The 18,137-nt window shown below is 74.3% G+C and carries 16 protein-coding genes and 1 pseudogene; 7 read left to right on the forward strand and 10 right to left on the reverse strand.

Translation table 11 applies throughout. The features are described from left to right. Positions 1 to 161: 161 nt before the first annotated feature. On the reverse strand, positions 162 to 893 hold the full coding sequence (locus ABZ923_RS06105) for a VIT1/CCC1 transporter family protein (protein WP_361467408.1): 732 nt from the start codon (positions 891 to 893) through the stop codon (positions 162 to 164). A gap of 262 nt (positions 894 to 1,155) precedes the next feature. On the opposite strand from ABZ923_RS06105, the pseudogene ABZ923_RS06110 reads away from it, so the two are divergent. The 7 genes and pseudogenes from ABZ923_RS06110 to ABZ923_RS06140 all read left to right on the forward strand — a co-directional run. Beyond that, positions 1,156 to 2,142, forward strand: a pseudogene (locus tag ABZ923_RS06110) (ADP-ribosylglycohydrolase family protein); the annotation flags it as partial. Positions 2,143 to 3,017: 875 nt separating this feature from the next. Then, entirely contained in the window at positions 3,018 to 4,136 is a 1,119-nt protein-coding gene (locus ABZ923_RS06115; RefSeq protein ID WP_361467410.1) for an ADP-ribosylglycohydrolase family protein, read from the forward strand. Positions 4,137 to 4,144: 8 nt separating this feature from the next. After that, positions 4,145 to 5,374, forward strand: coding sequence for an ADP-ribosylglycohydrolase family protein (locus ABZ923_RS06120; protein ID WP_361467413.1), 1,230 nt, complete (start codon positions 4,145 to 4,147; stop codon positions 5,372 to 5,374). Then, positions 5,362 to 6,723, forward strand: a complete 1,362-nt coding sequence (locus ABZ923_RS06125; protein WP_361467415.1) for an ADP-ribosylglycohydrolase family protein — start codon at positions 5,362 to 5,364, stop codon at positions 6,721 to 6,723. The genes ABZ923_RS06120 and ABZ923_RS06125 overlap by 13 nt, the downstream gene beginning before the upstream one ends. Continuing rightward, complete coding sequence (rbsK, locus tag ABZ923_RS06130) at positions 6,720 to 7,613, forward strand: ribokinase (RefSeq protein WP_361467418.1); 894 nt, start codon at positions 6,720 to 6,722, stop codon at positions 7,611 to 7,613. The genes ABZ923_RS06125 and rbsK overlap by 4 nt, the downstream gene beginning before the upstream one ends. Beyond that, positions 7,610 to 8,833 carry a CoA transferase gene (locus ABZ923_RS06135; RefSeq protein WP_361467420.1) on the forward strand — a complete coding sequence of 408 codons (1,224 nt, stop codon included), beginning with the start codon at positions 7,610 to 7,612 and terminating at the stop codon, positions 8,831 to 8,833. Before rbsK ends, ABZ923_RS06135 begins: the two co-directional genes overlap by 4 nt. Beyond that, a complete protein-coding gene (locus ABZ923_RS06140) occupies positions 8,830 to 9,642 on the forward strand; it encodes a CoA ester lyase (protein ID WP_361467423.1) in 813 nt (270 codons plus the stop codon). Before ABZ923_RS06135 ends, ABZ923_RS06140 begins: the two co-directional genes overlap by 4 nt. Positions 9,643 to 9,706: 64 nt before the next feature. Here the strand turns inward: ABZ923_RS06140 and lgt are convergent, their stop codons facing one another. From lgt to ABZ923_RS06185, 9 genes are all read right to left on the reverse strand, one after another. Beyond that, positions 9,707 to 10,702, reverse strand: a complete 996-nt coding sequence (gene lgt, locus ABZ923_RS06145) for a prolipoprotein diacylglyceryl transferase (RefSeq protein ID WP_361467426.1) — start codon at positions 10,700 to 10,702, stop codon at positions 9,707 to 9,709. Between the two features lie 82 nt (positions 10,703 to 10,784). Next, positions 10,785 to 11,558, reverse strand: a complete 774-nt coding sequence (locus ABZ923_RS06150; protein WP_361467428.1) for a thioredoxin domain-containing protein — start codon at positions 11,556 to 11,558, stop codon at positions 10,785 to 10,787. A 97-nt stretch (positions 11,559 to 11,655) separates the two neighbouring features. Next, positions 11,656 to 12,474 carry a tryptophan synthase subunit alpha gene (trpA, locus tag ABZ923_RS06155; RefSeq protein WP_361467431.1) on the reverse strand — a complete coding sequence of 273 codons (819 nt, stop codon included), beginning with the start codon at positions 12,472 to 12,474 and terminating at the stop codon, positions 11,656 to 11,658. Continuing rightward, complete coding sequence (gene trpB / locus ABZ923_RS06160; RefSeq protein ID WP_361467434.1) at positions 12,471 to 13,754, reverse strand: tryptophan synthase subunit beta; 1,284 nt, start codon at positions 13,752 to 13,754, stop codon at positions 12,471 to 12,473. The genes trpA and trpB overlap by 4 nt, the downstream gene beginning before the upstream one ends. 297 nt (positions 13,755 to 14,051) lie before the next feature. Continuing rightward, on the reverse strand, positions 14,052 to 14,861 hold the full coding sequence (trpC, locus tag ABZ923_RS06165; protein ID WP_361467437.1) for an indole-3-glycerol phosphate synthase TrpC: 810 nt from the start codon (positions 14,859 to 14,861) through the stop codon (positions 14,052 to 14,054). A 135-nt stretch (positions 14,862 to 14,996) separates the two neighbouring features. Further along, the gene (locus ABZ923_RS06170) at positions 14,997 to 15,428 is read right to left on the reverse strand and encodes a DUF2752 domain-containing protein (RefSeq protein ID WP_361467440.1); all 432 of its coding nucleotides are present in this window, start codon (positions 15,426 to 15,428) and stop codon (positions 14,997 to 14,999) included. Positions 15,429 to 15,583: 155 nt separating this feature from the next. After that, positions 15,584 to 15,841 carry an HGxxPAAW family protein gene (locus ABZ923_RS06175; RefSeq protein ID WP_361467443.1) on the reverse strand — a complete coding sequence of 86 codons (258 nt, stop codon included), beginning with the start codon at positions 15,839 to 15,841 and terminating at the stop codon, positions 15,584 to 15,586. Between the two features lie 126 nt (positions 15,842 to 15,967). After that, entirely contained in the window at positions 15,968 to 16,606 is a 639-nt protein-coding gene (locus tag ABZ923_RS06180) for a TIGR02234 family membrane protein (protein ID WP_361467445.1), read from the reverse strand. A gap of 52 nt (positions 16,607 to 16,658) precedes the next feature. Then, positions 16,659 to 18,137, reverse strand: a complete 1,479-nt coding sequence (locus ABZ923_RS06185; protein WP_361467447.1) for an anthranilate synthase component I — start codon at positions 18,135 to 18,137, stop codon at positions 16,659 to 16,661.

The following is an 18,137-nucleotide window of genomic DNA, read 5'->3' on the forward strand; positions in this document are numbered from 1 at the left end:
TGCCTGGCGGTCCTGAATTCAGGACGGGCGTCGTCGCTCGCCCCACGGGGCGCGGCAGGCGTCATTGCCCGCAGCGCTTACGGCTCATGCCCGGTGGTCGCACAATCGAAACCAGCGAGTAACGGGTATGTATGCGGCCCATCGCATACGTACCGGCCTGGCTATCCTACGGCCGTTCCGAACAGGGTGCCCAGGGCGTACGTCACACCGGCCGCCGCACCGCCGAGCGCGAGCTGCCGCAGACCGCTGAACCACCAGCTGCGCGCCGTCACCTTGGCCACGACCGCACCGCATCCGAAGAGCCCGGCGAGGGCGAGCAGCACGGCGGGCCACAGCGCGGTGGCGCCGAGCAGGTACGGCAGGAGGGGCAGCAGGGCGCCGAGGGCGAACGAGCCGAAGGACGACACGGCGGCGACCAGCGGCGAGGGCAGGTCGCCGGGGTCGATGCCCAGCTCCTCGCGGGCGTGGATCTCCAGGGCCTGCTCGGGGTCCCGGGACAGCTGCCGGGCGACCTGCCGGGCCAGCTCCGGTTCGACCCCGCGCGCCACGTACAGCGCGGCCAGCTCGTCCTCCTCGTCCTGCGGGTGTTTGCGCAGCTCACGGCGCTCGACGTCGAGTTCGGCCTCGACGAGCTCCCGCTGGGAGGCGACGGAGGTGTACTCGCCGGCCGCCATGGAGAAGGCGCCGGCGGCGAGCCCGGCGAGACCGGTGAGGACGATGGTGTGCTGGCTCACGGCTCCGCCGGCCACGCCCGTCATCAGGGCGAGGTTGGAGACGAGCCCGTCCATGGCGCCGAAGACGGCGGGCCGCAGCCAGCCCCCGTTCACATCGCGGTGCGTGTGGTTGTCGCGGTGCGCCACGTGCAGCGCGGCCTCGGTTTCGATGATGGCCATGCGGGCCCCCCAGGGAAGCTTAGCCAAAGCTAACTTTGGACGAGTTCTACTTTTCGACAACACTGAACTTACGCTTATCCTTCCGCCGCCGCCAGCAAGGAAAGGCTCGGCTAACCTGCACGTTTCCCGGTGGACGCTCACATGTGCGATTGAGTGCTCAGATGCCGAGCGGGTGACAGACGTCCACCCCGCGCTCGCCCCGACGCCTCCCGTGGGACACATCCGCAAAGGGTCCCGTGCGACCCGCCGAAGGAGGCCGTCCATGGCATCGATCGCCTGCACTCCCCCGGTTCCGGCGCCCGGGGAGGCCGCCGGACTTCGTGAGCGGGCCCGGGGCGCGCTGCTCGGCCTGGCCGTCGGGGACGCGCTGGGGGCGCCCGCGGAGAACCTCAGGCCCTCCGAGATCCGGGCCCGCTGGGGCCGCATCACCGGGTACGTCAGCGAGCAGCCGTGCGGCACGGACGACACCGAGTACGCGATCTTCTCCGGGCTGCTGCTGGCCCGGCACGGCTCGGCGCTCACCCCGGCGCACGTGGAAGCGGCCTGGCACGAGTGGATCGCCGACCGGGCCGAGGGCCCCTTCCGCGGCGCGGGCTTCAGCGAGCGGGGCACGCTGGAGAACCTGCGCCGCGGCCTCGCCGCCCCCATCTCGGCCCAGCACCGGCACGCCTGGAGCGACGGCCTGGCGATGCGGGCGGCACCGTCCGGGGTGTTCGCCGCCGGGCGGCCCGCCGAGGCGGCCCGGCTGGTGGCCATCGACGGCTCGGTCAGCCACGAGGGCGAGGGGATCTACGGCGGCCAGGCGGTCGCGGCGGGAGTGGCGGCGGCGATGACCGGCGCGTCCGTCCCGGTGGTGATCGCCGCAGCCCTGGCGGTGATCCCCGACGACTCCTGGACGGCGCGCTCGCTACGCCGCGCGGTGGCCGTGGCCCACCGCGGCGAACGCGCGGTCCGCTCCGCGGTCGTCATCGGCGGCTACCCCTGGACCGACCTGGCCCCCGAAGCGGTCGCCCTCGCCTTCGGCGCGTACGCGGCGGCCGACGGCGACTTCCGGGAGGCGGTCCTGACGGCCGTCAACATGGGCCGCGACGCCGACACCACGGCAGCGGTCGCCGGCGCCCTCTCCGGAGCCACCCAGGGCCTCTCCGCCATTCCCTCCGCCTGGGCGACGGCCATCGGCCCGGCCCGGGGGCGCTGTCTGCCGTCGGTGGCCGGACATCACGTGCTGGAGGTCGCCGAGTTGCTGGTGGGCGGGGACAGGGGAAAGACCGGGACCAGGGCGGCGGAGGAGGCGGCGCGGGTTCCGCCGCGGGCGGCGCCGCCGGAGACCGTACCGGCTGAGGTGCTGCCGGAGGCCGTACCGACGCGGACGCTGCCGGAGACCACGCCGACACGGGCGCTGCCGGAAGCCATGCCGACGCGGGTACTGCCGGAAGCCATGCCGGTCGGGGCGCTGCCGGAAGCCGTACCGACGCGGGCGCTGCCGGAGACCATGCCAACGCGGGCGCTGCCGAAAGCCATGCAGGCCGGGGCGCCGCCGGAAGCCGTACCGACGCCGACGCCACCGGACGCCGTACCGACGCGGACGCTGCCGGAGACCATGCCAACGCGGGCGCTGCCGGAAGCCATGCCGGCCGGGGCGCCGCCGGAAGCCGTACCGACGCGGACGCCACCGGACGCCGTACCGACGCGGACGCCACCGGACGCCGTACCGACGCGGGCGCTGCCGGAAGCCATGCCGGCCGGGGTGCCGCCGGAAGCCATGCCGGCCGAGATGACACTGGCGGAGCTTCCGCCGGAGGTGGTGCCGGACGACGTGACACTGACGGGGCGGTTGTCTCCTCCGCCCGCCGACCGGCCCGGACCTCTGCCACCCCCACCGGCCGCCACCCGGCCCACCGAGCCCTCCCCACCCCCGGCCCTCACCTCTCGGCCCACCGAGTCGGGTGGCGGGTGGGCGCAGGAGCGAGGGGCCGGGGGGCGGAGCCCCCTGGCGGGTGCCGGGCACGCCGGGCAACCGGACAGCGGGCGGAGTCACCTGACGGGCGCCGGGCAACCGGACAGCGGGCGGAGTCCCCTGGTAGGGGCCGGGAATGCCGGGCAAGGGGACGGTGAGGGGCGGTCATGACAGCGCGCCGTATCGAGGGACTCCTCCTCGGCCTGGCCGCGGGAGACGCCGCCGGCTGGCCCGCGGCCCGGCACCGCGCCGCCCGGATGCCCGAGTGGACCCGCCGCCTCACCCGCGAACTGGACACCTTCGCCGAGCAGAACGCCACCACCACCCTCCCGGTGCCGATCGCCCTCAACCAGCCCCCCGAACCCCTCCGCCTCGGCCCCTCCGACGACGCCGAGTGGGCGGTGTTCGCCGCGGAGGCGGTCCTGCGGGCCGGCGACGACGACGCCCTCGGCGACCTCAGCCGGGCCCGCCGTATGCGTGCCGCCATCGACCTCACCTGGACCGCCGTGGCCTCCGAGGTCGCCGCCGCAGCGGACCGCGCCCCGGAGGTCGAGTCCGCCGTCCTGCCGCTGCGCGCCCGCATCTCCGTCCGCGCCGGTCTCGGCAACCTCGCCACCGGCCTGCGCCCGCCCGCCACCGGCCACGACAACCCGCACTACTTCGACGACGCGGCCTGCGTCCGCGCCTGCGTCCTCGCCGTGGCCCACCCCGGCGACCCGCAACAGGCCGCCGCGCTCGCCGAGTTCGACGCCCGCTACACCCAGGACGGCGACGGCGTGCACGGCGCCCGGGCCATGGCGGCGGCCCTCTCCCTCGCCCTCACCGGCGCCGCACCGGACACCTGCGTGACCGCCGCGCTCGCCGAGCTGCCCGCGGACACGGAGATCGGCCGCAACACCCGCCACGCCCTCGCCCTGGCCGAGGACAGCGAGTCCGCCTTCGCCCTCGTACCCCTCCTGGAACACCAGATCGTCGACCACGTCTACAGCTACGGCATCGCCGCCGCCGAGACCGTCCCCGTCGCGCTCGCCCTGGCCACCGCCGCCCGGGGCCGGATCGCCGAGGCCGTGCCGGCCGCCGTCTGCCTGTCCCGGGTCGCCGACTCCGCCCCCGCCCTGGCGGGCGCCCTCACCGGTGCCCTCGGCGGCGGCGCGGCCGTCCCGGGAACCTGGCGGGACGCCTGCCGCATCCTGCCCGGCTGCACCCTGCCCCGCCTCACCGGCACCGACCTGGTGGAACTCGCCGGACTCCTGGAAGCCGCACAACCGGCCCGCCCAGGAGGATGATTCGGGGCATGACGCCCGAACACCCCACACACCCCGCACAACCCGCAGAACCCCCACAGGAACCCGCACGAGGCGCGCCGCGGGACAGCGGAAGCCCGCTCGCGGACCGCATCACCGCCGCCCTGGTCGGCGCCGCCGTCGGCGACGCCCTCGGCGGCCCGGTCGAGGGCTACTCCCCCGAGCAGATCGCCGAGCGGCACGGCGGCCGCGTCCGCGGCATCGTCGGCCCCTGGCACGGCGACGCCTGGCGCACCGCCCGCCCCATCGCCCCGTACCACAAGGGCGACGGCCACGTCACCGACGACACCCTGATGACGCACGCGCTGATCCGGGTCTACGACCGCGTCCGCGACCACCTCGACGCGTACGCGATCGCCGAGCACCTGGTCCCGGACCTGATGACCACACCCCGCTGGATCCCGGAGCTGGAGGCCGAGGCCCTGCCGCTGCACCGCCTCTTCCTCGCCGAGAAGTGGCTGGTGGCCCGGCTGGCCTACGGTCACGCCGACCCCCGGGAGGCGGGCGCCGGCAACATCGTCAACTGCGGCGCGGCGATGTACTCGGCCCCGGTCGGCCTGGTCAACGCGGCCAACCCGGCCGCCGCCTACGCCGAGGCCCTGGACCTCGCGGGCGCCCACCAGTCGTCGTACGGCCGTGAGGCGGCCGGGGTCCTCGCCGCCGCGGTGGCCGCCGCAACCGCCCCCGGCGCGACCCCGGACTCGGTGGTGGGCGCCTGCCTGTCGCTGGCGAAGGACGGCACCCGTACGGCGATCGAGAAGGTCTGCGAAGTCGCCGCCCGGTACCGGGACTTCGAGTCGGCGCTCGGTCCGCTGCGCACGGCGGTGGCCCCCTACGACACCGTCGGCCCGGACTACCGCGCCCCCTCCCTCGCCGCCCGCCGCCCCTCCCGGCTGCACTCCGTCGAGGAACTCCCCGTCGCCCTGGGCATGCTGGTCGTGTCCGGCGGCGACTACCGGCAGGCCGTGCTCGGCTCGGTCAACTACGGCCGGGACTGCGACTCGATCGCCACGATGGCCGGCGCCCTCGCGGGCGCGCTCGGCTCACCCCCTCCCGAGGAGTGGGCGAAGACGGTCGCCGACGCCAGCCGCCTCGACCTGTGGGCGCCGGCCCGGACGCTCACCGAGGTCGCACGCGAGGTCTTCGAGCGGGACGTGCGCCGCCGGCGCGCCCACGAGGAGGCGTTCACCGCGCTCGGAGGCCGGCCGTGCTCCGACTGACCTGGGTCCAGCCGGAGGACCTGCTGGGCCACGAACTGCGCCAGGCCCGGCTGGACGGGCGGGAGCCGGCGGCGATCGAGGCGCGCTGGCGGGCGGCGGGCGGTCCGGACGCCCCGGAGCGGGCGGGGGCGTCCGCGTGCCGGGCGTCCCGCTATCTGCGGCTGCTGGCCGAGGACCTGCTGGACGAACTCGCCGACCTGCCCGGCCGGTTCGCCGAGGACGAGCCGACGGAGCTGGAACGGATCAGGTCCCAGTGCCCCGACTGGCCCACCGCACGGTCCGCCACCGCACCGGACCCCCGTGCCCTGGAGGCCGCCTGGCTCGGCCGGGCCGTCGGCTGCCTCCTCGGCAAACCCGTCGAGAAGCTCCCTCTCGACGGCATCCGCGCCCTCGCCAAGGCGGCCGGGAACTGGCCTCTCACCGGATACTTCACCGCCCGGGGCGTCCCGGAGGACCTCCTGCGCGCCCACCCCTGGAACCGCCGCTCGGCCGCCACCTCGCTCGCCGAGAACATCGACGGCATGCCCGAGGACGACGACCTCGACTACCCGCTGCTCAACCTCCTGCTGCTCCAGCGCCACGGCAGGGACTTCACCACCGACGACGTGGCCCGGCTCTGGCTGGAGGAACTCCCGCCCGGCCGTACCTTCACCGCCGAGCGCCTCGCCCACCGCAACCTCCTCGCCGGCATCGAACCCCCGCACACGGCCCGCCACCGCAATCCGTTCCGCGAGTGGATCGGCGCCCTGATCCGTGCCGACGTGCACGGCTGGAGCAACCCCGGCGACCCGGCGGCCGCCGCCGGACAGGCGCACCGGGACGCGGTCCTCACCCACACCGCCAACGGCGTCTACGCGGCGATGTTCACCGCCGCCGCCATCGCCACGGCCGCCACCGGCAGCCACGACGTGCACGCCTGCCTGCGCGCCGGCCGCGCGGTGGTCCCGGCCCGCTCCCGCCTGGCGCGGGCGATCGACCACGCCGTCCGGCTGGCCCGGGAGACCGCCGACTTCGAGGAGGTCGTGGACCGGCTGCACGCCCGCTACGCCCATGACCACCACTGGGTGCACGCCATCCCCAACACCGCTCTGATCGCGGCCGCCCTCACGCACGCCGACGGGGACTTCAGCGGCTCCGTCTGCCGTGCCGTGTCGGGCGGCTGGGACACCGACTCGGCCGGCGCGACCGCCGGCAGCATCGCCGGGCTCCTGGCCGGCGGTCCCGACGCGCTCCCCGACCACTGGCGGGCCCCGCTGAAGAACCGGCTCGCCAGCACCGTCGCCGACTTCGACGGCACCGGCTTCGACACCCTCGCCCACCTCACCCACCTGGAGGCGACCCGCCCATGACCCATATCGTCATCCTCGGCAGCACGAACATGGACCTCGTCACCTATGTCGGCAAGGCCCCGCAGCGCGGGGAGACCGTGACGGGGCGGGAGTTCCGCACCATCCCCGGCGGCAAGGGCGCCAACCAGGCGATCGCCGCGGCCCGCGCCGGCGCCACCGTCTCGATGATCGGCGCGGTCGGCAACGACGCCTACGGCGTGCGGCTGCGCGACACCCTCGAACACTCCGGCGTGGACACCGACTTCCTGCGCACGGTCGAGGGCCCCTCGGGCACCGCGCACATCGTGGTGGACGACGAGGGCGGCAACGCGATCGTCGTCATCCCCGGCGCCAACGGCACGGTCGACCACCTCTCCCCCGGCGACGAGGGCGTGATCGCCACCGCCGACGCGCTGCTGCTGCAACTGGAGATCCCGCTGGCGGCCGTCGTCGCGGGCGCGGAGGCGGCCCGCCGGCACGGCGTCCGTACGGTCCTCACCCCCTCCCCGGTCCAGCCGCTGCCCGCCGAACTGCTGCACGCCATCGACCTGTTGGTGCCGAACGAGTACGAGGCCGTCACCCTCACCGGCCGCACCGACCCGCGGGAGGCCGCGGCCGCCCTGCTGGACCTGGTGCCGGAGGTCGTCGTCACGCTGGGGGCCACGGGCTGCCTGTACCTGGCCCGGGGCACCGAACCTCTGGTGATCCCCGCGCCGCACGTGACGGCCGTCGACTCCACCGGCGCCGGCGACACCTTCGTCGGCACACTCGCGGTGGCCCTCGCCGAGGAGAGACCGGTACGCGAGGCCCTGTCCTGGGCGGCCGCCGCGGCGGCGATCTCCGTCCAGCGGGAAGGGGCGTCGGCGTCGATGCCGTACCGCCCGGAGATCGAGGCCCAGTACAGCGCATGAGTACGACGAACACACCGAGTAAGACGACACGCACGGCCCCGGCCCTGGACGGCCTGCGGGTGCTGGACCTGGCGACCCTCTTCGCCGGGCCGATGGCCGCCACCCTGCTCGGGGACTTCGGCGCCGAGGTGATCAAGGTCGAGCATCCCGGGCGGCCCGACCCCTCCCGGGGCCACGGCCCGGCCAAGGACGGCGTCGGCCTGTGGTGGAAGGTGCTCGGCCGCAACAAGCGGACCATCACCCTCGATCTGTCCACGCCCGGCGGCCGGACGACCCTGCTGCGGCTCGCCGCCACCGCCGACGTGGTGATCGAGAACTTCCGCCCCGGCACGCTGGAGAAATGGGACCTGGGCTGGCCCGAGCTGTCGGCGGCCAACCCCCGGCTGGTGCTCGCCCGGGTCACCGCCTTCGGCCAGTTCGGCCCGTACGCGCGCCGCCCCGGCTTCGGCACGCTCGCCGAGGCGATGAGCGGTTTCGCCGCGGTCACCGGCGAACCGGACGCGCCCCCGACGCTGCCGCCGTTCGGTCTCGCCGACTCGGTCGCGGGCCTGGCGACCGCGTACGCCGTGCTGACGGCGCTGGCCGCACGCGAGCGCACCGGCGCGGGCCAGCTGGTCGACATGGCGATCATCGAGCCGATCCTGTCCGTCCTCGGGCCCCATCCCACCTGGTACGACCAGCTCGGCTACGTCCAGGAGCGCACCGGGAACCGGTCCGCGAACAACGCCCCGCGCAACACCTACCGCACCGCCGAGGGCACCTGGGTCGCCGTCTCCACCTCCGCGCAGTCGGTCGCCGAACGCGTGCTGCGCCTGGTGGGCCGCCCGGAGCTGATCGAGGAGCCGTGGTTCGCCACCGGCACGGGCCGGGCCGCCCACGCCGACGTCCTGGACGAGGCGGTCGGCTCCTGGATCGGCTCCCGCACCCGCGCCGAGGTGCTCGCCGCCTTCGAGAAGGCGGAGGCCGCGGCGGCACCCGTCCAGGACGTCCGGGACGTCCTCGCGGACCCCCAGTACCAGGCCCTGGGCACGGTCACCACCGTCGACGACCCGGAGCTGGGCCCGCTGCGCATGCAGAACGTCCTCTTCCGGCTCTCCGCCACGCCCGGCGCGATCCGCTGGGCCGGCCGGCCGCACGGCGCCGACACCGACGCCGTCCTCACCGAACTGGGCCTCGCCCCGGCCGACATCGCGGCCCTGCGCGCGGAGGGCGCCCTGTGACCCGCACCCCGCTCACCTGGCTCTACGCCCCCGGCGACCGCCCGCACGTGGTGGCCAAGGCCCTCACGGCGGGCGCCGACGTGGTCGTCGTCGACCTGGAGGACGCGGTCGCCCCGGAGCGCAAGGGGTACGCCCGCGCGGCCACCGCGGAACTCCTCGCCCAGCCGCAGCCGGTGCCGGTGCACGTCCGCCTCAACGCCCTGGACGGTCCCTGGGCCGCCGCCGACCTCACCGCCCTGGCCGGCCTGCCGGGCCTGTCCGGGCTGCGGCTGCCGAAGGTGACGACACCGGACGAGGTGCGGCGGGTCGCCGTGGTCACCCCGGTCCCCCTGTACGCGCTCCTGGAGTCGGCCCTCGGCGTCGAGCACGCCTACGCCATCGCCACCGCGCACCCCGCCCTGCGGGGCATCGCCCTGGGCGAGACCGATCTCCGCGCCGACCTGGGGGTGCGGGCCGACGCGGGCCTGGACTGGCCGCGCTCCCGGGTGATCGTCGCCGCCCGGGCGGCGGGCCTGGCCCCGCCGTCGCAGACCGTCCATCCGGACATCCGCGACCTCGACGGGCTGGCCGCGTCCTGCGCCCACGGCCGCGCCCTGGGGTTCCTGGGCCGCGCCGCGATCCATCCCCGGCAGCTGCCGGTGATCGAGCGGGCCTACCTGCCCACGGAGGCCGAGGTCGAACACGCGGAGACGGTCATCGAGGCGGCGGCGGAGAACGCGGGCGCGCAGGCCCTGCCCGACGGCCGCTTCATCGACGCGGCGGTGGTGGCGACGGCGCGGCGCACGCTGTCGCTGGCGGGCCGGGCCTGACCTCCGACACGCGCCGAGGGCGCCCGGAAAGCTCCGGGCGCCCTCGGTGTCGCAGGACCGGTGGTCAGCTCTTCTTGGCCGACTCCGCCTCGTCGTCCGCCTCGTGCTCCGAGTCGTCCGTCGTCGCCTCCTTCGCCTCGCCCTTCGCCGCGTCCGTCGTCTCGTGCTCCGGAGACTTCCCGGCGGCGTCGGTCTTCTCCTCGCCCTCGGCGACGGCCTGCGCACCCCCGGCCGAACCGCCGGGGACGCCCGGCTCGACGACGGCTTCCCGCCCGGGCCGCTTCTTCGCCGACACCACCATGTACACCACGGCCAGCAGGAAGACGACCAGCGCGGTCCAGACGTTGAGGCGGATGCCCAGGATGTGGTGGGCGTCGTCCACCCGCAGGTACTCGATCCAGCCGCGGCCCGCGCAGTACGCGGCGACGTACAGGGCGAACGCCCGGCCGTGGCCCAGCTTGAAGCGGCGGTCCGCCCAGATGACCAGCAGGCCCACGCCGATGCACCACAGGGACTCGTAGAGGAAGGTCGGGTGGTAGTAGCCCGGGACCCGGCCGCCTTCGGCGGAGGTGATGTGCAGCGCCCAGGGCAGGTGCGTCTCGTGGCCGTACAGCTCCTGGTTGAACCAGTTGCCCCAGCGGCCGATGGCCTGCGCGAAGGCGATACCGGGCGCGACGGCGTCGGCGTAGGCGGGCAACGGGACGCCCCGGCGGCGCGCGCCGATCCAGGCGCCGAGCGCGCCGAGCGCGATCGCGCCCCAGATGCCCAGGCCGCCCTCCCACACCTTGAAGGCGTCCACCCAGTCACGGCCCTCGCTGAAGTACAGCTCGTAGTCCGTGATCACGTGGTAGAGCCGGCCGCCGACCAGGCCGAACGGCACGGCCCAGACGGCGATGTCGGCGACCGTGCCGGACTGCCCGCCGCGGGCGATCCAGCGCTTGTTGCCGAGCCAGACGGCAACGAAGACGCCGATGATGATGCAGAAGGCGTAGCCGCGCAGCGGGATGGGGCCGAGGTACAGCACCCCGTGCGACGGGCTGGGGATGTAGGCAAGGTTCATGGCAGGTCCGACGCTACCGTGCCGGGCCGTGGGGACGGCAAGCAGCCCGGCTACGGGTCCATAACGGGGGCGTGAGAAACGCTTACCCGCGGTCGGCGGCCTCCACCATCTGCTTGAGCTTGGCCGGGGTCATCGTCTGGTCCTGGTAGATGTTCTTGCCGCCGAGCAGGACCGTGGGCGTACCGGTGAAGCCGCCGGTGCGGAAGGCCTGCTGGGACTTGTTCACCCAGGCGTCGTGCGTGCCGTCGTCGACGCACTTGCGGAAGGCGGGCGTGTCCAGGCCGCTCACCTTGCCGGCCAGCCCGATGAGCTTGCCGTTGTCCGCGAACGCGTCGTCGGTCTCCTTGGGCTGGTTCGCGTACAACACGTCGTGGTACTCGCGGAACCTGCCCGCGTCCTGGGCGCAGGCCGCGGCGTTGGCGGCGCGCAGCGAGCCGCTGCCGCCGAGGTTGCCGTCGATCAGCCGGACCAGGTGGTAGTCGATTCTGAGCTTGCCGGCGTCGGCCAGTTCGTGGAGCACCGGCCGGTAGGCGGCCTCGAAGGCCTGGCAGGCCGGGCAGCGGAAGTCCTCCCAGACGGTGAGCGTCGACTTGGCGCCGTCCTTGCCGACCGGGATCGCGAGGCCGTCCTTGCCCTGGGCACCCGAGGGGGCCACGGCCGGGCCCGCGCTGCTCTTCTTCTCCTTGCCGGCGTTCGCGGCGAGCACGCCGATCACCGCCGCGAGGCCCAGGACGCAGACGACGCTCGCGCCCACGATCAGCGTGCGCCGCCGCTTGTCCGCGGCCCTCTGCTTCTCGCGCTCGACCGCCAGCCGCTCCCGGGCGGTGCGCTTTCCGTCACGGTTCTTCTCGCTCACACCTCCAGAACGAACCGGGGAGGCGCAGCGCGCCTCCCCGGACCGAGGTCCACTCGTTCGAGTGACCGGATGTTCTGATAGGGAAAGTGACCTGCGGTTACGCCTGTCCGCGCACGCCCTTGGCCAGCTCCCCGGCGAGCTCGCGGACCGCCGCGAGACCGGAGGCGTGGTCGGGTGCGTCCAGCATCCGCTTCACGAACGCCGAACCGACGATCACTCCGTCGGCGAACCCGGCGACCTCGGCGGCCTGGGCCCGGTTGGAGACGCCGAGCCCGACGCAGACGGGCAGCCCGGTGCCGGTGCCGCGGGTGCGCCGGACCAGGTCCTGGGCCTGCGCGCCGACCGACTCACGGGTGCCGGTGACGCCCATCAGGGAGGCCGCGTAGACGAAGCCGCTGCCCGCCGCGGTGATCTCGGCGAGCCGCTCGTCCCTGCTGCTCGGCGCCACGACGAAGACCGTCGCCAAGCCGTGCTTCTCGGCGTGCTCCCGCCACAGCGCCGACTCCTGCACGGGCAGGTCGGGCAGGATGCAGCCCGCGCCGCCCGCCTCGGCCAGCTCGGCGGTGAAGCGCTCCACGCCGTAGCGGTCGATGGGGTTCCAGTACGTCATGACGAGCACCGGCTTGCCGGTGGCCGCGTGGGCCTCCCGGACCGTGCGCATCACGTCGGCGATCTTCACCCCGCCCCGCAGGGCGATGTCGTCGGCGGTCTGGATGACCGGGCCGTCGAGGACCGGGTCGCTGTGCGGCAGGCCGACCTCGACGACGTCGGCGCCGCCGTCGAAGGCGGCCCTGACCGCGTCGATGCCGCCGTCCACGGTCGGGAAGCCGGCCGGGAGGTAGGCGATGAGCGCGGAGCGGCCCTCGGCCTTGGCGGCGGCGAGGGTGTCGGTCAGCAGCTGGACGTTACCGCTCACTTGGCGTCCCCCTCGATCTCGGCGGTGTCGGCTTCGTCGGCGGCCACCTCGGCGTCGACGTCGTAGAGGCCGAAGTAGCGGGCGGCGGTGTCCATGTCCTTGTCGCCGCGGCCGGACAGGTTGACCACGATCAGGCCGTCCTCGCCCAGCTCCCTGCCGACCTCCAGGGCGCCGGCCAGCGCGTGGGCGCTCTCGATGGCCGGGATGATGCCCTCGGTCCGCGACAGCAGGCGCAGGGCCTGCATGGCGGCGTCGTCGGTGATCGCGCGGTACTCGCCGCGGCCGGAGTCCTTCAGGTAGGAGTGCTCGGGGCCGATGCCCGGGTAGTCCAGACCGGCGGAGATCGAGTACGGCTCGGTGATCTGGCCCTCCTCGTCCTGCAGGACGTAGGACCGGGAGCCGTGCAGGATGCCGGGCTCGCCGGCGGTGAGGGTGGCCGCGTGCTCGCCGGTCTCGATGCCGTGTCCGGCGGGCTCGCAGCCGATGAGGCGGACGCCCTCGTCGGGGATGAAGGCGTGGAAGAGGCCGATGGCGTTGGAGCCGCCGCCGACGCAGGCGACGGCCGCGTCCGGGAGACGGCCGGCGCGCTCCAGGAGCTGGCGCCGGGCCTCGACGCCGATGACCCGGTGGAAGTCGCGGACCATGGCCGGGAAGGGGTGCGGGCCGGCGACCGTACCGAACAGGTAGTGGGTGTGGTCGACGTTGGCGACCCAGTCCCGGAACGCCTCGTTGATGGCGTCCTTGAGGGTGCGGCTGCCGGACTTCACGGCGACGACCTCGGCGCCGAGCATGCGCATCCGGGCCACGTTGAGGGCCTGCCGCTCGGTGTCGATCTCGCCCATGTAGATGGTGCAGTCGAGGCCGAACAGCGCGCAGGCGGTGGCCGTGGCGACGCCGTGCTGGCCGGCGCCGGTCTCGGCGATGACCCGGGTCTTGCCCATGCGCTTGGTGAGCAGGGCCTGGCCGAGCACGTTGTTGATCTTGTGGGAGCCGGTGTGGTTGAGGTCCTCGCGCTTGAGGAACACCCGCGCGCCGCCGGCGTGTTCGGCGAAGCGGGGCACCTCGGTGAGCGCCGAGGGGCGGCCGGTGTAGTTGACCAGCAGGTCGTCGAGCTCGCGGGCGAACTCGGGGTCGTGCTTGGCCTTGTCGTACTCGACGGCGACCTCGTCCACGGCGGCGACGAGGGCCTCCGGGATGAACTTGCCGCCGAACGCGCCGAAGTAGCCCTCGGCGCTGGGCACCTGGCCGGTGGGGTCAGGGAAGAAGAAATCGCTGGGCATGCGAAAACCTCACGGTGAGATTGTGGAAAGACACTAATCGCCGTGGGGGCGGAGCTTGTCGTACGACCTCAGGCCGTGTGTGGCTGGTCGAGCAGTTCCCCGCGCCCCTTTGGGGCGCGCTGCCATCGACGTCCGTTCACCTGTCCCGGCTCGTCACCGATGACGTACCGCACCCTGCGACCGTGGACACGCCGGGCGGGGGCGCGGCAGCCCCTCGGGCGGCAGCCGCGCGCCAGGCGGGCGTACCGGTCCACGGTCGTCACGGTGAGAGTCATCGGTACCAAGCCTAGCGGGTGATCAGCCCCGGCCGTGGCGCAGTGCCGGGTGTTCGCCCGCCGCCACCAGGTCGGCCACCGCCGCCTTGGGGTCGCGGCCGGTCACCAGGGACTCGCCGACCAGTACGGCGTCGGCGCCGGCGTTGGCGTAGGCGATGAGGTCGTGCGGGCCGCGGACGCCGGACTCGGCGACCTTGACGATGCCGTCGGGGATCTCCGGGGCGAGCCGCTCGAACGTGCCGCGGTCCACCTCCAGCGTCTTCAGGTTGCGCGCGTTGACGCCGATGACCTTGGCACCCGCGTCCACCGCACGCTCGACCTCGTCCTCGTCGTGCACCTCGACGAGCGGGGTCAGACCGATGGACACCGCCCGCTCGATCAGCGACTCCAGGGCCGGCTGGTCCAGGGCGGCCACGATCAGCAGCGCGAGGTCGGCGCCGTACGCGCGGGCCTCCCACAGCTGGTACGACGTGACGATGAAGTCCTTGCGCAGGACGGGGATGTCGACCCGGGAGCGCACGGCCTCCAGGTCGGCGAGCGAGCCGCCGAAGCGGCGCTGTTCGGTGAGGACGGAGATGACGGCCGCACCGCCCGCCTCGTAGTCCGCGGCGAGTCCGGCCGGGTCGGCGATCGCCGCCAACGCGCCCTTGGAGGGGCTCGAGCGCTTGACCTCGCAGATCACCTTGACGCCGTCGCCCTTGAGCGCGGCCACCCCGTCCTTGGCGGCGTGGGCCTTGGCCGCGCGCTCCTTGAGCTCGTCGAGGGTGACGCGTGCCTGCCGCTCCGCGAGGTCGGCACGGACTCCGTCGATGATCTCGTCGAGCACACTCACGCGAGCGGCCCCCTTCCAGACGGTGGTTCCTTCGAGGTTTTGAAAACCTGTGGTCAATGCGATGGTATCCGCAGGACGGCCGAGGCCTCGCATCCGGCCGACGGCGGTCCCACTACCTGGACATTCGCGACTTGATCAAGGGTGGAGCCAGCCACCGAACGGCAGGTTCCGGACGACGGTGAACACCAGCAGGACCGCGCCGAGGGTGCACAGCTGCGCCGGTCCCAGGTCGATCCGCAGCGGCCGGCCGCGTGCCGCACGGGCCACCCAGACGGTCCACAGCACGGCGAAGCCCAGGTAGGCGGCCACGCCGAGCGCGTTGTCGCGCAGGGCGGCGAGCAGATCGCCGTGCACGAAGGCGTGCGCGCTGCGCAGCCCGCCGCAGCCCGGGCAGTACAGCCCGGTGAGCCGGTACAGCGGGCACACCGGGTAGTGACCGGGTTCGCCCGGGTCGACGGCACCGACGTACCCGAAGGCCGCGGCGACGGCCCCGAGCACGCCCGCCGGGACGGCGATCCGCCGCCGGACGGGTGCGGGGGACGGAGCCGGACGGCTGTAGGCGTTCACGCGGGCATTCTGCCCCGGCGGACACGGGCCCGCCCGCCCGGCCACGGCAAGCGGCCCAACCCCGCCCGGCCGCGCCACCGGCCCGGTGCCGGCGCACGCAAAAGGCGGCCCGCATCCCCAGGGATGCCGGACCGCCCGCGCGGATGATCCGCGGCTCAGCTCTCCGCGGCGGCCGGCTCCCGCCTGGCCGCCGGCGCGGCGTGCGGCAGGGACGGTGACTGCTTCGGCTGGCCGAGACCCATGGAGCGCATGAGGGCACCGACCACGCCACCGAGGGCCGTGATGACCATGCCGGCCCAGAAGCCGACGGGCTGGGCCATCACCATGAAGGCACCCGCGACGCAGAAACCGATGAAGGCGATGATGACACCGGTCCAGGCGGCCGGGGTGTGACCGTGGCTGCTGCCCGCCATGACTTGCTCCTCGTTGCTGTCTGTGTGTCGTACGAGCCGGACGCTCGCCGTCCATTGTCCCGTACGCGCAGGTGTGCCGGACGCGGGGGTGGCGTCTGGTTCACCACATCGGTCTCACGGCACCGGTCAGGCGCCCGTCGGGTCCTCGCCGCGGTCCAGGGCCTTCCAGATCTCCTCGGGACGCTCCGGGTCGGCCGGCCGGGCCGTGCGCCGCGGGCGGGCGGTGCCGCGCTCGTAGCGCCCGGACATCGCGGGCCACAGGCTGCCGTAGCGCAGCGCGAGCAGTCCGGCGAGCAGGATCAGCACCCCGCCGGCGGCCGCGACGTAGGGCCAGCCGGTGTGGGTGAGCGCGGCGACCGTGGCGGAGGTGTCGCCGCTCGCCTTGGCGGCCTGCTCGTCCAGGGCGGAGCCGTCGGAGGCGGCCACCAGCGCCGCGGTGACGATCCCGGCGCCGGACAGCGCGAGCAGCCCGGAGACGAGGAGCCGGCCGGCCCTGCGGACGGCGAAGACGGCGACGAGGGCGGCGAGGCCGACTATGGCGAGGGCCGCGGGGACGCCCGTGACGTCGCTGCCCTTGGCGGTCAGCGGGAACGCGCCGCCGGCCACCGTCGCGGTGCCCTCCGCCCAGCGCTGCCGGGTCGCGAGCAGCGCCACGGCCGCGCCGAGCGCGCCGCACAGGAGGGCCACGGCGAGGCTCCGCCGGCCGGACCGGGCGGACGCGGCGGCTTCGGAACGGGGGTGAGGTACGGCAGTCACGTACTCCACTATCGCCTGAACCCCGGGCGAACCGGCACCCGGGGTTGCTATGAGAAGCGCCCTATTGCCCGAGGCGGTTCGCCGTGTGCACCGCCCGCAGCACCGCCGCCGCCTTGTTGCGGCACTCCTGGTCCTCCGCGACCGGGTCGGAGTCGGCGACGATGCCGGCGCCCGCCTGGACGTAGGCCGTGCCGTCGCGGAGCAGGGCCGTACGGATGGCGATGGCGGTGTCGGAGTCGCCGGCGAAGTCCAGGTAACCGACGCAGCCGCCGTACAGGCCGCGCCGGGACGGCTCCAGCTCGTCGATGATCTGCATCGCGCGGGGCTTCGGGGCGCCCGAGAGGGTGCCCGCCGGGAAGCAGGCGGTGAGCACGTCGAAGGCGGTGCGGCCGGGGGCCACCGTGCCGGTGACGGTGGAGACGATGTGCATCACGTGCGAGTAGCGCTCGACGGACATGAAGTCGACCACCTCGACCGAGCCGGGCTCGCACACCCGGCCGAGGTCGTTGCGCCCGAGGTCGACCAGCATCAGGTGCTCGGCGCGCTCCTTGGGATCGGCGAGCAGTTCCTCGGCGAGGGCCTGGTCCTCCTGCGGGGTGGCGCCGCGGTGCCGGGTGCCGGCGATGGGGTGCACCATCGCGCGCCCGTCCTCGACCTTCACCAGTGCTTCCGGGGAGGAGCCGACGACGTCGAACCCGTCGAAGCGGAAGAGGTACATGTACGGCGAGGGGTTGGTGGCGCGCAGCACCCGGTAGACGTCCAGGGCGCTCGCCGTGCACGGGGTCTCGAAGCGCTGGGAGGGCACGACCTGGAAGGCCTCGCCCGCGCGGATGCGTTCCTTGACGTCCTCGACGGCCTGCTGGAAGTCGGGGCCGCCCCACAGGGCGGTGTACTCGGGCAGCTCGGAGGGAGGCAGGTGGGCCGGGGGCTGGGCGACCGGGCGGGACAGGTCCGCCTCCATGGCGTCCAGGCGGGCCACGGCGTCCGCGTACGCCTCGTCGACGCCGGTGTCCAGGTCGTTGTGGTTGATCGCGTTGGCGATCAGCAGGACGGAGCCCTCCCAGTGGTCCATCACCGCGAGGTCGCTGGTGAGCAGCATGGTCAGCTCGGGCAGCCGCAGGTCGTCGCGTTCGCCGGGGCCGATCTTCTCCAGGCGGCGGACGATGTCGTAGCCCAGGTAGCCGACCATGCCGCCGGTGAAGGGCGGCAGGCCCTCCTGGTGCGGGGTGTGCAGCGTCCGGAGGGTGGCGCGCAGGGCCGCGAGGGGGTCGCCGTCGGTGGGGACGCCGACGGGCGGGGTGCCCAGCCAGTGGGCCTGCCCGTCCCGGGCGGTGAGCGTGGCGGCGCTGCGGACGCCCACGAAGGAGTAGCGAGACCAGGAACGGCCGTTCTCCGCGGACTCCAGCAGGAAGGTGCCGGGTCGCTCGGCGGCCAGCTTGCGGTAGAGCGCGACCGGGGTGTCGCCGTCGGCGAGGAGCTTGCGCGTGACCGGGATGACACGCCGGTCGGTGGCCAGCTTGCGGAAAGTCTCCAGTTCCAT

It is taken from the genome of Streptomyces sp. NPDC046881, assembly GCF_040645015.1.
GTDB lineage: Bacteria > Actinomycetota > Actinomycetes > Streptomycetales > Streptomycetaceae > Streptomyces.

Excerpts from the sequence above, each read along its gene's own strand:
- ABZ923_RS06105 (WP_361467408.1), bottom strand. The coding sequence starts at position 893 with ATGGCCATCATCGAAACCGAGGCCGCGCTGCACGTGGCGCACCGCGAC.
- ABZ923_RS06115 (WP_361467410.1), top strand. The coding sequence starts at position 3,018 with ATGACAGCGCGCCGTATCGAGGGACTCCTCCTCGGCCTGGCCGCGGGA.
- ABZ923_RS06120 (WP_361467413.1), top strand. The coding sequence starts at position 4,145 with ATGACGCCCGAACACCCCACACACCCCGCACAACCCGCAGAACCCCCA.
- rbsK (WP_361467418.1), top strand. The coding sequence starts at position 6,720 with ATGACCCATATCGTCATCCTCGGCAGCACGAACATGGACCTCGTCACC.
- ABZ923_RS06135 (WP_361467420.1), top strand. The coding sequence starts at position 7,610 with ATGAGTACGACGAACACACCGAGTAAGACGACACGCACGGCCCCGGCC.
- lgt (WP_361467426.1), bottom strand. The coding sequence starts at position 10,702 with ATGAACCTTGCCTACATCCCCAGCCCGTCGCACGGGGTGCTGTACCTC.
- trpB (WP_361467434.1), bottom strand. The coding sequence starts at position 13,754 with ATGCCCAGCGATTTCTTCTTCCCTGACCCCACCGGCCAGGTGCCCAGC.
- ABZ923_RS06175 (WP_361467443.1), bottom strand. The coding sequence starts at position 15,841 with ATGGCGGGCAGCAGCCACGGTCACACCCCGGCCGCCTGGACCGGTGTC.
- ABZ923_RS06185 (WP_361467447.1), bottom strand. The coding sequence starts at position 18,137 with ATGGAACTGGAGACTTTCCGCAAGCTGGCCACCGACCGGCGTGTCATC.